Source organism: Helicobacter cinaedi PAGU611 (assembly GCF_000284635.1).
In the GTDB taxonomy this organism is placed as follows: Bacteria; Campylobacterota; Campylobacteria; order Campylobacterales; family Helicobacteraceae; genus Helicobacter_C; species Helicobacter_C cinaedi.
The window spans coordinates 1511272-1524478 of sequence record NC_017761.1; the positions used below are offsets into that span (position 1 = coordinate 1511272).

Here is a 13207-nt window from a genome sequence, read left to right on the forward strand (position 1 = left end):
ACGGACAAATGAAAAATTCTCAAGGTGGTGCCCGAGACCGGACTTGAACCGGTACAGACGCAATGTCCGAGGGATTTTAAGTCCCTTGTGTCTACCAATTTCACCACCCGGGCTTATTCCAAAACGCAACCCAAATGCTCTGCAAATACGAAAAACACATTGTAAAAATGAGATTGCTTTGTGGATTCTAGTCTTTAAGTCAAATGGAGCGGGAGACGGGGATCGAACCCGCGGCCCCAACCTTGGCAAGGTTGTGCTCTACCACTGAGCTACTCCCGCGTATGACTTTTAAGGGCATAATTGTAGCAATGCTGATTAAAAAAATCAAGAGCAAAAACGCAAAAAATAGGTAAATTGTAGTCAAAACATTGATTTTTTTGCTATATAATCCCAACTATCGCACAATCAAAGCAAGTCCAAAAGCATATAAATATAGCCAATGGCTCTAAGCCACTCTCAAGATTCTGTGCAAACGCCAAACACACCATAAACATTAAAAAGGAGTTTTTGTGCTATCTCAATTTGAAAGCTACCCATTTGAAAAACTACGCACCCTTCTAAGCAATAGCACCCCCCCACAAGATTCTGAAATTTTCACACTTACCATCGGTGAGCCGCAGTTCCCCACACCGCAAAATATTCTAGAATCCTTGCAGCACAACGCACCATTACTGAATAAATATCCCAAATCAAGTGGTGAATCTTATCTCAAAGACGCACAGCTTAGCTTCATCAAACAACGCTATAATATCAGTCTAACCCAAGAGCAGATTATCCCTACCTTTGGCACAAGAGAAGTGCTTTTTAACTTTCCGCAGTTTTATCTCTATGGCAAAGCAAATCCAACTATCGCCTACCCCAACCCATTCTATCAAATCTATGAAGGTGCAGCCCTTGCTTCAAAAGCAAAAGTCATCTATATGAATCTCACAAAAGAAAATGACTTTACGCCACATCTTACAGAGAGCCAACTCAAAGAAGTGGATATTGTGATTCTAAACTCCCCAAATAACCCCACTGGCAAGGCTATGGATATGCCCTCCCTTATCCAATGGGTAGAAAACGCCCTGCGATATGATTTTGTGATTTTAAGCGATGAATGTTATAGCGAAATTTATAGCAATTCCCCGCCACCTAGCATACTTGAAGCCTCTATCCAAGCCAACAATAAAAGCTTTAAAAATATCATTGCACTTAATTCTATCTCCAAACGCTCCTGTGCACCGGGCTTACGCAGTGGCTTTGTGGCTGGGGATAGTGAGATTCTAAAAGCGTATAATCTCTATCGCACCTATCTGGGCTGTGCCTTGCCCCTGCCTTTGCAAAAAGCTGCCACAACAGCGTGGCAAGATATGCAAAGTCCTGAATCTAGCCGCAAAATCTATGCGAAAAATCTCGCCCTAGCCCAAGAGATTCTATATCAATGGCTTTTAGATAGGGATTGTAAGATTTATCCCTACACATTTTATGTATGGCTTGAAGTGGGCGATGATGAAGCGTTTTGTAAATTTGCCTATGAAAAATGCGGTGTGCTAACCCTCCCGGGAAGTTATTTGGGCAGGGAGAATCAAGGCAGGGGATATGTAAGAATCGCCCTTGTGTATGATAATGACACAACACAAAAAGCCTTGCTGAAGCTTAGAGAGGCACTTATACTTTACAAAACACTTGACAAAAAGGAGCAGGAATGAAAATACATTTTATCGGTATTGGCGGGATTGGAATCTCCGGTTTAGCAAAGTATTTACACGCTCAAGGGGCGGAGATTAGCGGCTCTGATATTAGTGAGGGCAATGCGACAAAATACCTTAAATCTCACGGCGTAACTATCACTATCCCACACAATGCAAACTGCATTGCAAATCAAGATCTCATCATACATTCCGCCATTATTAAGCCTAGCAATGTTGAAGTGCAAGAAGCCCACAAAAAAGGTATTAAAGTGCTTTCACGCAAAGAAGCCCTAGCCTTTATTTTAAAAGAAAAGCGTGTTTTTAGCGTATGTGGAGCGCACGGCAAATCCACGACAAGTGCGATTTTAAGTGCGATTTTCCCGCAATATGGGGCGATTATCGGGGCGGATTCTAAGGAGTTTGGCTCAAATGTGCGTGAAGCAAAGAGTGAAACCATCATCTTTGAAGCTGATGAATCTGATAAAAGTTTTTTAAACTCAAATCCCTACTACGCCATTGTCCCAAATGCCGAGCCAGAGCATATGGAAAGCTATAATCATAACTTAGATGAGTTTTATGGGGCGTATAAAGACTTTATCCTTAAAGCAAAAAAGCGTGTGCTAAACACAAGCGATGCGTTTTTACACTCCCTTGCCGACATAGAAGCCATAAGGCTTAATCCAAAAACTGATATTAAAAATATACATTTTGAGCTTAATGATGATGAGCCTTGCACGAGCTTTGAGCTGAAACATTATGGCGAGTTTAGAATCTGGGGCTTTGGGGAGCATATGGCAGAAAATGCCTCTTTAGCGATTTTATGTGCTATTGATGAATTAGGAGAGGCACAGCTCCCCGCTATTAAGCAGAACTTGCAACATTTCAAAGGTATCAAAAAGCGTTTTGATATTCTTTCAAAAGGAGACACAACCATTATTGATGACTACGCTCACCACCCCACTGAGATTCTAGCCACACTCAAAAGTGTAGCTATTTATAACAATCTCAAACCCCATAAAAAAATCATCGCCATTTGGCAGCCCCATAAATACTCCCGTGTGCTTGATAATCTTGAATCTTTTGTGAATTGCTTTGAAAATGGCTGCGATGAGCTTGTGATTTTGCCTGTGTGGAGAGCTGGGGAAGAGCATATTGGGATTGATTTTGCTAAACTTTTTGCACGATACAACCCAACATTTGCCACACATTTAAAAGCAAAAGATGGAAAAATTTATCTCTATGAGAATGAAGTCTTGCTAAAAATCCTTGAAAATGCCCTTATCATAGGGCTTGGAGCGGGGGATATTACCTATCAATTACGGGGAGAAAAATAATGGGTTATTTTATTTTCATCTTACTACTTTTTTTATTTGTGGCAATCGGACTTGTATTTGCTAAAAGTAAGCTATCCACCAAAACAAAAGTGATTTTAGGCATTTGTATCTTAAGCCTAGCAATCCTTATTGGCGTATATAATCTTTTACAGAATAAACAAACACAGAATCTAGAGCGTTTAAAGACGGCGTTTGTAAGTGAAACTCCACTTATTTGCAACTTTCAAGGCAAACAACTTCGTGTTACCACACAAAGTTTTACCCTAAGTAATGGCACGATGAGCTTCCAAGGCAGGGCAGATTCAAAATACAACCGCATTATTATCCCTCTGCAAGATTGCGATATAGAATCTGAATCCGCAGATTCCAAAACAAACAACGCAGAATCTTAGGATTCTTTTTTCTATGACAAAGCAACCTAGGCAAGATTATGAGATTCTCGTCTCAAGGCTTGATTTAATAGCGTTTATAGAAAAGTTTGCTTCATTTTTCGCACGAGAAAAAAATAAGGATTCACACTTCACTTCTACCTTTCCCATTTTTGCACTTCCGGGCGATAGGCAGTTTTTTAGCTCCCTTTTACAAGAACTAGATTCAGTAGAGTTAAAGCCCCTGCCAAGGCTGCCAAAGCTTGATACTCCCCTTCTCCACCTACAAAAACAAGGCACTTTAAGTTTAAATGAGATTTTTAGCTTTTCGCAGCTTGTGGGGTATTTTATATATCTTAAAAAGCACATTGCTGATTGCTCGCCTCGCACAAAAGCGTGGTGCGATAAGATTCTAATCCCTGAAGTCATTGCCAAGCTCCCCACATTTTTTACCCAAAAAGGCGAGATTACAAAGGGCATTTATCCGTATATTGATGAGCTTTACTCACAAATCAAACAAACAAAAATCCGCATTGATGAATCTCTACAAAAGCTCCTGCATACACAAGCCCTACTGCCCTACCTTGTGGATAAATCCGTGCATTACATCAATCAAAATGAATGCCTTTTGCTTAAAGCTGGATATAATCACAGCATTAAGGGTATGGTGCTAGAGCGTTCTCAAAGCGGCTTTTTCTACCTCTTGCCAGATTCTATACTCACGCTTAAAGAGCGTCAAAACATACTTAAAAATAGCTTGGAAGAAAGCCTATATCTCATCTGCAAGGAGCTTTCAAGCACTCTCACTAAACATCTACCATTTTTAAAATTCCTCAATCACTGCTTTGATATGTTTGATTCTATTCTTGCTCGTTTGAGCTTTGCTAAGGCTTTGAATCTTAGCTTTATTTACGCACTAGATTCTAAAAATCACATCATCTTACACGAGTTTAGCCACCCTGCCTTGCATTCCCCAAAGCCACTTAGCATTGACTTTAGCGGCGATTGCCTAATGATTACAGGGGTAAATGCTGGGGGCAAAACTATGCTTTTAAAATCAATTCTAAGTGCGTGTTTTTTAAGCAAATTTCTTATCCCTCTTAAAATCAATCCCCACCGCTCCAAGATTCCACATTTTAAGCATATTAACGCCATTTTATCCGACCCGCAAAATAGCAAAAATGACATCTCCACTTTTGCCGGCAGAATGTTAGAGTTTTCACAGATTCTAAACACGCCAAATCTTTTGCTCGGCATTGATGAGATTGAGCTAGGCACCGATGCTGATGAAGCGGCAAGTCTATTTAAGGTGCTTTTAGAGCATCTTTTAGAAAACAAGGCTAAGATTTTGCTCACCACTCATCATAAGCACCTAGCCGCCCTTATGGCAAATAATCCGTTAATACAGCTTTGTGCGGCAATGTATGATATACACACGCAAAAACCGCTTTTTGAATTTCTAAATGGCAGTATCGGTAAAAGTTATGCGTTTGAAACAGCACAGCGTTATCATATCCCGCACACACTCATTGCAAAGGCTAAAAGTGTATATGGAGCGGATAAGCAAAGGCTTAATGAGCTGATTGAACGATCAAGCACACTTGAAATCACACTAGAGCAGAAAAATAAGCAGCTAGAACAACGCATTATTGAATATGACAAAAAAATCCTGTCCCTTAAAGAGCAAGAAGAGCGGCAACAAGTGGAGTTTCAAGCCTTGAAACATAGCTTACAAACTCAATATCACAAAGCCACACAAGCACTAAAAGACGCCCTAAAAGCAAAAGAAAGTAAAGAGATTCACAAAGCCTTTAATACCGCCCACGCCATTTTAAAGCCCACGCCCACGGCAAAGCAACCGCATAACAAAACGCAGAATCTCCAAGTGAATGATTATGTCAAATATCAAAATACAAGGGGAAAGATTCTAAGTATCAAAGGTGAAACCTGCCTTGTAGAGCTTGAAAGCGGTATGAAATTGAAAGAAAAAATAGCAAATCTTAAAAAAACACAGCAAAGCCCCAAAAGCTTGAATCTGCAAAAAACAACATTTAAGATTGCACAAAATAAAAGTGTGGGTGTGAGCCTTGACTTACACGGAATGCGAGGGGAGGAAGCCATAGAGAAGCTTGATGAATTTTTAAGCAATGCCCTTATGGCTGGGTATGATGAAGTGCTTGTGTATCACGGCATTGGCACGGGAATCTTAAGTCGGCTTGTTAAAGAATATTTACAACAGCACCCAAAAATCATATCCTTTGATGATGCTCCGGCAAATATGGGCGGCTTTGGTGCTAAAGTAATTAAACTCTAAATAAGGCTATGGAGTTGAAATTATAAAACCTTAAAGCTGTGAGATTCTAGCTCGTACGCCTTTTATCTTAAGGTAAGTGCCTTAAGGCAGGGCTTATATGCCTTAAGCTATAATCCACCCTATTTTGAAGCAAATACAATTAAGCAAAAAGGACAAAAATGGCATTGTTTAAAGTTGAGAATATGCCCACACTGCTAGATGTTAAGCACCACATTCACTTTATCCATCAAACACCCCTTTTGCGGAGAGCTAAGATATTATGGATTCTCTCCATTGTTATTGCGATATGCGGGGCGATTCCAGCTTACGCTCTTTTAAATAATCAAGCTCAAAATGGAATCCTTAACATTTTAAGCATTACTAACACGCTTACAACGCTCTGTATAGCCTTTGCCTTTTTTTATCTCTCTAAACTTTCTTTGCGTAAAAGACTATTTATGCTATATGTGTTTAATTTTGCCACAAGTGCATTTATAACGCTTATTGATTATATCAAGATTCCAAGTCCGGCGTATGAGCTTTGTGTCATTAGTATTGCTGTGATTGTTTGCTATTTAGCGTGGCAGATTGCTAAGGAGCTAAGCTTTATCACAAATGATCATCTTTTCTTTTTTGGTGCAAAAGTTGGATTTGTGGGGTTTTTCCTATCTATCATAAGCACAGCAATGTTTGCCATTAGTGATAATATGCTTGTAGCTGTTATCTCGCTTGGCACACTTGCGGTAATGCTGTGGGGAGCTATATGCTTTCTTATTGGAATCTTTAGATTGCGTCTTATTGTGGCCTATGGCGAAGATTCACAAAATCCACTCAAATAAGGAGAGTTATGCAAGAGCTAAGTATTGATATTTATTTTAAAGATACACTTAAAGATTCCATTGTTGATATGCTGCTTGAAGATGGATATGATGACTTTTTTTATATCCATTGCTCCAAATATGCTTCTAGCTCATTATTACAAAGTGCCGCAGAACAAGTAAGCGGGAGACAGGAATATGGGCTTTTTAGAATGTTTTTAGATGAAGAAAAAGCACAATTTATTGTCAATAAACTGCTTCAAGCCTTTGGCAAAGATGATATGAGAATCTACACGCACTTCACTACACGCGTGTAGATTCTGCATTTTTTAAATTTTAAAATCTACACCGCCTTTTTGCTTTCAATAAAATGCAAGTTTAGAATCTAAATCCCCCTAAAACCTCTTCTTATTCACATCATCTAATATATCTTTAGCTACTCTATCTACTCTTTGACTTATTTCAGCACTAGAGTTAGCTATCTCTACATTTTCTTGTGTTACAGATTCTAAATGAGATATGGCTTCATTGATTTGAGTTACACCTGTTGTTTGTTCTCTTATAGATTCACCCATATCATTAATACTTTGCACTAAGAGATTCGTATTAGCTTCAATCTCACCTAAAGATTTTTGTGTTCTCTCCGCTAGTTTTCTCACTTCATCAGCAACAACAGCAAATCCTCTTCCGTGTTCTCCAGCACGAGCTGCTTCAATAGCAGCATTAAGAGCTAGTAGATTTGTTTGGTCTGCTATATCTCTAATAATGCCTATAACATTTTTAATATCTTCACTTTGCTGTATAACTTCACTTGTCTTGCCACTAACATTTTGCATAGATGAAGTAATCTCTTCTACGGCTTGAGCTGTTTGTTCTAGGCTACTTGCTTGAGAGTTAGTAAGATTTGTAAGATTATTTACTGCTTCTGCTAATGCTTTTGCCTCTTCACTTAGATTTTGAGCAAAGTTAGAGCTTGTATGAAGCATTTTTCTAATCTCTTCTCCTAGAGTATTTGTAACTACTTCTACTCTACCACTTGCATTATTTACTTCTGTGGTGAAGTCTAAGCTTACATAAGATTCAAATACACGATTAATCTCATTTAAATCTTTTCCCACACCTGTCATTAAGAGTTTAAGCAGTTCATTTACAGAATCTCTTAGATTATTAAGCTGTGGATTACTGCCTTTAGATTCTATAAGGCTATCAATATAACCTTGTTTTGCTTTGTCTATGACTTGAAGAGATTGTGCCACAAGGGCTTGGTCGGATTCTAAGCCTTTAGCGATATGCTCAACATTTTGCTCAATACTCTTTGCCATCGCTCCAAATTCGTCTTTATTATGAAGCGGAGTAAGCTTAATTTCTTTGCTTTCACGATTAAGATACTTGAAAAACAACATCATATTATGCTGCAACACACCAATACTCTTTAGCAATGAACGATAAAACATAAACATCAAAGGCACAAAAATAACCACAAAACATACAGAAGCAATGATGAGAGCATTACTCAAAATAGAACGAATAATAGAAAGAATAGATGTTGAGCTATTTTGTGCGTATTGTTCAAAAGTATCAGCATATACACCTGTGGAAATCCAAATATTATCCGTATTTGGAATCATCGCTGCATAGGCAATCTTAGGAGCATTGCCAAGTGTGCCATCAGGCAAAGGTTTCGAAAAGACAAAATGCACAAATTTGCCCTTTGCACTTTGGCTTTTTGCCGTATCAAACAACTCCCGCACATAATACACACCATTGACATCTTTTGCTTCTGCTAGAGATTTACCAAGTAAATCTTTACGCGTAGGGTGAGCCACCGGCACATATTCCTTATAGGTAAAATAATAGCCCGATTTGTCATCTTCAAAACGAAAATCCTCAATAGCCTTGGCGATAACAGCAATTTGTTGCTTTTCATCAAGCCCTTTTATCAAAGCCCCAAGAGATTGTGCCACAGAATCTGTGGAAAGCTTAAGCTTTTGCTCAACTTCCTCTTGTATCAGATCGTGCAGTCGCTCTACACTCTGTTCTGCTATTTCTTTTTCACCAATAAAAACAAGTCCTACAAGCACAGCAAAACTTAAAAATGATCCAAAAATAAGAATAGAAATTTTATATTTAACTGAAAGATATGTAAACATTCTCGTCCTTTATGATTGAATGAGTATTTTTTCGGCGTTGGCAATTATATAAAAAAAAAAAAAACGACATATCCTAAGAAAGTAAAATCAAAGTAAAGAGTAATTTATGTATGACTATCACATATTTGCGTTACAATCCTAGCTATACGCTCCACTTCTTTGAGACTTAAACCCTGATGACAAGGGATAGAAATCTCTGCGAGATAAAACTTTTCAGCATTTTCATATCGCACTTCGCCAAAAAGCCACCTGTATAAGCTAAATTGATAAATAGGCTTATAATGCACCTGCACACCCAAGCCCTGTTCCTGCATAGATTCAAAAATCTGCTCCTTTTTACACCACAAATGCGGATAAAGCAAAATAGGATATAAATGATGTGTGCTTTGTATGCTTTTTGGAATGGCAATTGTCCCAAAATGTGGATTGTTAGCAAAAAAATCATCATAAAATCCTGCGATTTTATGGCGAGATTCTATAAAAGATTCAAGTTTTTTGAGCTGACTTAGCCCAAGGGCAGCTCCTAGCTCACTCAAGCGAAAATTCATACCTGCCAATAAACAATCATAATTCCACAGCGTTCTTTTCTCCACGCCGTGTGAAAGCAAAAGCCTTGCGTAATGGGCCAACTCTTCATCATCAGTTACCAAAGCCCCACCCTCTGCGGTAGTAATAGGCTTTAAAGCGTGAAAGCTAAAAACACTTGCATTTGCCAAAGAGCCAATGGGCTTATTGTGGTAGCTTCCACCAAAAGCGTGGGAGCTATCCGCAAACAACAAAAGATTATGCTCCTTTGCAAGATTCTGCAAGACTTCATATTCCACACTTTTCCCCGCATAATCCACACTCACAATCGCCTTGATATACTCTCTTTTTGGGTGAGCGACCAGAATCTTAGCAAGGGCTTTTTCATCAATGTTGCCATCATCTTTCACATCGCAAAAAATGGGCGTGATACCCCAAACTAACATCATATTCGTCGTAGCCACAAAGCTTATAGGCGTAGTAACAAAATAAATCTCTTGTTGAACATCTGCCTGTCGTAGTGGATTTATCCGTGATTTAGCAATATGGGGGAAATATTTATAGATAAATGCTCCATAGAGCACATAAAGGGCTGAAGTAGCAGAGTTAAAAGCAATGGCGTATTTAGCATTTGCCCTTTGGCACAAAGCAGATTCAAATTCTTTGATAAGTTTGCCTTGTGTAAGGTGCGGAGAATGCAAGGCCAGATTTAAAGCCTTTACATCGCTCTCATCAATAAGTTGTGTGCTATAAGGTATCACTACAAACCAAACTACGCTAAAAGCTCTTGCACACGCTGATTGTTTAATTTATCCGTATCGTGTGAAACACGGAAAAGTGAGTCTAGCTTTCTTAAAAATGAGCCATCTGTCTCTTTTGCATCTTGCTTAGCGACTTTAACACCATCTTTTGCGTTTAGCTTCTCTGCGTCATTATCTGCTTGTTCTTTTAATGTGTCAATGGCATCTTTAATTTCACTTTGCTGCTCTTTTAAAATATCATAAAATTTCTTAGCGTCCGTATCAAGTAGCCCTACTTTTAGCTTTGGTGCGTTAAAAATCACATTGCCACTGCCATCTTTTATGTTTTTAGCAAAAACACTAGTGCCTTCAAAAGTCGCCTTTTTCAATACAGATTCTATATTTTTTTTCAAATCCTGCATTTGAGTGCGAATATCATCTTTCTCACCCTTGTCAAAAGTTTCTTTATCCTCATCTGCAAGTTCGGCAAATTTTTTCACATCAGATTCTATTGTTTTGAGTGATTTTTGTGCGACTTGTAAGCGTCCAATATCGCTGTTGGTGTTTTTAAGATTTTGAGCGAGTTGAGAGTCTTTTATGCCACTTACATCAACACTTTTTGCTTTGTCAGCTTTAGGAGAATCTTTTGGATCTTGGGCTTGTTTTGTCGCTTTTGACCCTTTTGATTTTAGCTCTTCTTGCTTTAATGTTTGGCTTGTGCTTGCGGTGATTTTCATTTTTGCTCCTTCACATATCTCTTAATACGCTATCTCTAAATATCTCTAGCACTCTGCTTTAGTCTATTTCAAGCATATTTTGTTCCAAATATTTTGTATGAATATTTGAAGCGTGGAAATCCTTATTTTTCATCATCTTAATATGGAATGGGATAGTCGTCTTAATACCTTCAATACAAAATTCTTTCAAAGCCCTGTGCATACGGATAATAGCCTTGTCTCTATCCTCACCCCACACAATGAGCTTACCGATCATAGAATCATAATGCATAGGCACGGTGTAGCCACCATAGGCGTGGGTATCAAGCCGCACATTTGCTCCACCCGGAGCCACCCATTTTGTAATCTTGCCCGGACAAGGATAAAACTTTTCAGGATCCTCTGCGGTGATTCTGCACTCAATAGAATGTCCCTTAAAAGTAATAGAATCTTGACTTGGAAGCTTCTGCCCCTCGGCTATGCGTATCATCCATTCTACCAAATCAAGTCCGCTTACCATCTCACTCACTGTGTGTTCAACCTGCAAACGCGTATTCATCTCCATAAAATAGAAATCCTCATAATTCGCATCTAGCAAAAATTCAAATGTCCCAGCCCCTACATATTTAATATATTGTGCGGCTTTTACAGCAGTATCTAGCAGTCTTTGACGCACTTCAGGCTTTAAAACCACAGCGGGAGATTCTTCTATGAGCTTTTGCTGTCGCCTTTGAGCAGAGCAATCACGCTCACCGATATGCAACACATTGCCGTGCTTATCAGCTAGAATCTGCACTTCAATATGTTTGGGATTGCGGATAAATTTCTCCATATAAATCGTGCCATCGCCAAAGGCACTTACTGCTTCAGATTCAGCTGCGAGATAAAGATTTTTAAGCATTTCAGGCTTTTCAACCACACGCATACCGCGTCCGCCACCACCCGCAGCAGCTTTCAAAATCACAGGATAGCCTATCTCATTTGCTATCTTTTCAGCCTCTTTATAGTCTTTTAATGCTCCATCGCTCCCTAAAATTACAGGCACACCTGCTTCTTTCATCACATCTTTTGCCTTAGATTTATCGCTCATAAGCACCATAACTTCAGCACTTGGTCCAATGAACTCTATATTATGATGAGAGCAAATCTCCACAAAATTTTGATTCTCACTCAAAAAGCCATAGCCGGGAAAAATCGCATCAACCTTAAGCAACTCCGCCGCACTCATAATCGCAGGAATATTGAGATAACTTTCACTTGACTTATCCCCGCCTACGCAGATTTTACCATCTGCCACATCAAGGTAATACGCGTCTTTATCGGCTGTTGAATAAATCGCAATAGCCTCTTTACCCATCTCTTGGATTGTTCTAATAGCACGGAGCGTAATCTCGCCACGATTAGCTATGAGAATTTTTTGAATCTTTTTTTGTTTTACACTCATTGCTTTGCCTTAGAGTTTTTCAACTTTAATAAGATTAGTGCTAAACTCCACAGGCTGTCCATCGATCACTTCAATGGAAACAACCTTGCAGTCAAACTCCGCTTCAATCTCATTCATAATTTTCATTGCTTCAATAATCGCAACCGTCTGTCCTTTTTTAATTGTATCACCAACATCAACATAAGGAGCAGCACCCGGGCTTGGAGAGCGGTAAAATGTCCCAACCATTGGAGAGGTAATAAAATGTCCGCTTGTATCTTTTGGTGTGCTAGGTGTCGCAACAGGAGCAGATTCTGCTACTGGAGTTTGAGAGATAGCTGCAACAGGAGCTGGTGCAATGGCTGTAACCGCCCCACTCACACTAGCATTAGCCTTTTGGAGTTTTAGCTCAAAGCCCTCTTGTTTAATACTAAACTTCGCAATATCACTATTGTCAAACAGCTCCATAATCTTTTTGATTTCTTGTAGATTCATCTTGCACCTTTCTTGTCGTGAAATTTAAATCTGCTATAATAACACGATTTTTTTAAAGATACGCAAAATTTTGTAAAAAGTGAGGTGCAAAATGGGTTTAAAGTCTGATTTGTGGATTAAAGAGATGAGTAAAAAGGGTATGATTGAGCCATTTTGCGAAAAGCAAGTGGGGCAAAATATCGTAAGCTATGGGCTATCAAGCTATGGATATGACATTCGCGTGGGTAGTGAATTTATGATTTTTACAAATATCGGTGCGACTTTGGTTGATCCTAAAAGCTTTGATGAACGCAATGTTGTAGAAGTCGATACGAGTGAAAAGGGCTACTGCCTTGTGCCGCCAAACTCTTTTGCCCTTGCACGCACGATAGAATACTTTAGAATGCCACGCAATGTGCTTGCTATCTGTCTTGGCAAAAGCACTTATGCAAGGTGTGGGATAATTGTAAATGTTACGCCTTTTGAGCCAGAATTTGAGGGGCATATCACTATTGAGATTTCAAATACAACGCCACTTCCAGCAAAGATTTATGCCAATGAGGGCATAGCTCAAGTATTATTTTTAGAGGGCGATTCGCCTTGTGAGATAAGCTATAAAGATAAAAAAGGCAAATATCAAGGACAAAAGGGTATTACACTACCTAAAGTTTTAAAATAAATTAAATGCAGATT

At 39.0% G+C, this 13207-nt stretch carries 12 protein-coding genes and 2 tRNA genes; 7 read left to right on the forward strand and 7 right to left on the reverse strand.

What is annotated here, in order from left to right; genetic code table 11:
• Positions 1–25: 25 nt before the first annotated feature.
• Both HCN_RS07670 and HCN_RS07675 read right to left on the reverse strand, forming a co-directional pair.
• Positions 26–113, reverse strand: a tRNA-Leu gene (locus HCN_RS07670).
• Between the two features lie 91 nt (positions 114–204).
• Positions 205–279 (reverse strand) — tRNA-Gly (locus tag HCN_RS07675).
• A gap of 230 nt (positions 280–509) precedes the next feature.
• Here HCN_RS07675 and HCN_RS07680 point away from each other — a divergent pair.
• From HCN_RS07680 to HCN_RS07705, 6 genes are all read left to right on the forward strand, one after another.
• Positions 510–1691, forward strand: a complete 1182-nt coding sequence (locus HCN_RS07680) for a succinyldiaminopimelate transaminase (protein ID WP_014667141.1) — start codon at positions 510–512, stop codon at positions 1689–1691.
• A complete protein-coding gene (murC, locus tag HCN_RS07685) occupies positions 1688–3007 on the forward strand; it encodes a UDP-N-acetylmuramate--L-alanine ligase (protein ID WP_002955423.1) in 1320 nt (439 codons plus the stop codon). The genes HCN_RS07680 and murC overlap by 4 nt, the downstream gene beginning before the upstream one ends.
• On the forward strand, positions 3007–3399 hold the full coding sequence (locus HCN_RS07690; protein WP_002955424.1) for a hypothetical protein: 393 nt from the start codon (positions 3007–3009) through the stop codon (positions 3397–3399). The genes murC and HCN_RS07690 overlap by 1 nt, the downstream gene beginning before the upstream one ends.
• Before the next feature lie 13 nt (positions 3400–3412).
• Positions 3413–5689 carry an endonuclease MutS2 gene (locus HCN_RS07695; RefSeq protein ID WP_014667589.1) on the forward strand — a complete coding sequence of 759 codons (2277 nt, stop codon included), beginning with the start codon at positions 3413–3415 and terminating at the stop codon, positions 5687–5689.
• A 158-nt stretch (positions 5690–5847) separates the two neighbouring features.
• Positions 5848–6507, forward strand: coding sequence for a hypothetical protein (locus tag HCN_RS07700; protein ID WP_002955426.1), 660 nt, complete (start codon positions 5848–5850; stop codon positions 6505–6507).
• Between the two features lie 8 nt (positions 6508–6515).
• Positions 6516–6803: a DUF3240 family protein gene (locus HCN_RS07705; protein WP_002955427.1), complete on the forward strand. Its 288-nt coding sequence runs from the start codon at positions 6516–6518 to the stop codon at positions 6801–6803.
• Between the two features lie 78 nt (positions 6804–6881).
• Here the strand turns inward: HCN_RS07705 and HCN_RS07710 are convergent, their stop codons facing one another.
• From HCN_RS07710 to accB, 5 genes are all read right to left on the reverse strand, one after another.
• The gene (locus HCN_RS07710; protein ID WP_014667142.1) at positions 6882–8636 is read right to left on the reverse strand and encodes a methyl-accepting chemotaxis protein; all 1755 of its coding nucleotides are present in this window, start codon (positions 8634–8636) and stop codon (positions 6882–6884) included.
• Positions 8637–8740: 104 nt separating this feature from the next.
• Entirely contained in the window at positions 8741–9922 is a 1182-nt protein-coding gene (gene pseC, locus HCN_RS07715) for a UDP-4-amino-4,6-dideoxy-N-acetyl-beta-L-altrosamine transaminase (protein ID WP_014667143.1), read from the reverse strand.
• A gap of 11 nt (positions 9923–9933) precedes the next feature.
• The gene (locus tag HCN_RS07720) at positions 9934–10638 is read right to left on the reverse strand and encodes a flagellin N-terminal helical domain-containing protein (RefSeq protein ID WP_002955430.1); all 705 of its coding nucleotides are present in this window, start codon (positions 10636–10638) and stop codon (positions 9934–9936) included.
• A gap of 58 nt (positions 10639–10696) precedes the next feature.
• Entirely contained in the window at positions 10697–12061 is a 1365-nt protein-coding gene (locus HCN_RS07725) for an acetyl-CoA carboxylase biotin carboxylase subunit (RefSeq protein ID WP_002955431.1), read from the reverse strand.
• Positions 12062–12070: 9 nt separating this feature from the next.
• Positions 12071–12535: an acetyl-CoA carboxylase biotin carboxyl carrier protein gene (gene accB / locus HCN_RS11285; protein ID WP_014667590.1), complete on the reverse strand. Its 465-nt coding sequence runs from the start codon at positions 12533–12535 to the stop codon at positions 12071–12073.
• 91 nt (positions 12536–12626) lie between these two features.
• Here accB and dcd point away from each other — a divergent pair, with 91 nt between their 5' ends.
• Entirely contained in the window at positions 12627–13193 is a 567-nt protein-coding gene (dcd, locus tag HCN_RS07735) for a dCTP deaminase (protein ID WP_002955433.1), read from the forward strand.
• The last annotated feature ends 14 nt before the right edge of the window (positions 13194–13207 follow it).

What these genes read in the sequence shown, in the direction of transcription:
- murC (WP_002955423.1), top strand. Translation starts at nt 1,688, where the DNA reads ATGAAAATACATTTTATCGGTATTGGCGGGATTGGAATCTCCGGTTTA.
- HCN_RS07690 (WP_002955424.1), top strand. Translation starts at nt 3,007, where the DNA reads ATGGGTTATTTTATTTTCATCTTACTACTTTTTTTATTTGTGGCAATC.
- HCN_RS07695 (WP_014667589.1), top strand. Translation starts at nt 3,413, where the DNA reads ATGACAAAGCAACCTAGGCAAGATTATGAGATTCTCGTCTCAAGGCTT.
- HCN_RS07700 (WP_002955426.1), top strand. Translation starts at nt 5,848, where the DNA reads ATGGCATTGTTTAAAGTTGAGAATATGCCCACACTGCTAGATGTTAAG.
- HCN_RS07705 (WP_002955427.1), top strand. Translation starts at nt 6,516, where the DNA reads ATGCAAGAGCTAAGTATTGATATTTATTTTAAAGATACACTTAAAGAT.
- HCN_RS07710 (WP_014667142.1), bottom strand. Translation starts at nt 8,636, where the DNA reads ATGTTTACATATCTTTCAGTTAAATATAAAATTTCTATTCTTATTTTT.
- HCN_RS07720 (WP_002955430.1), bottom strand. Translation starts at nt 10,638, where the DNA reads ATGAAAATCACCGCAAGCACAAGCCAAACATTAAAGCAAGAAGAGCTA.
- HCN_RS07725 (WP_002955431.1), bottom strand. Translation starts at nt 12,061, where the DNA reads ATGAGTGTAAAACAAAAAAAGATTCAAAAAATTCTCATAGCTAATCGT.
- accB (WP_014667590.1), bottom strand. Translation starts at nt 12,535, where the DNA reads ATGAATCTACAAGAAATCAAAAAGATTATGGAGCTGTTTGACAATAGT.
- dcd (WP_002955433.1), top strand. Translation starts at nt 12,627, where the DNA reads ATGGGTTTAAAGTCTGATTTGTGGATTAAAGAGATGAGTAAAAAGGGT.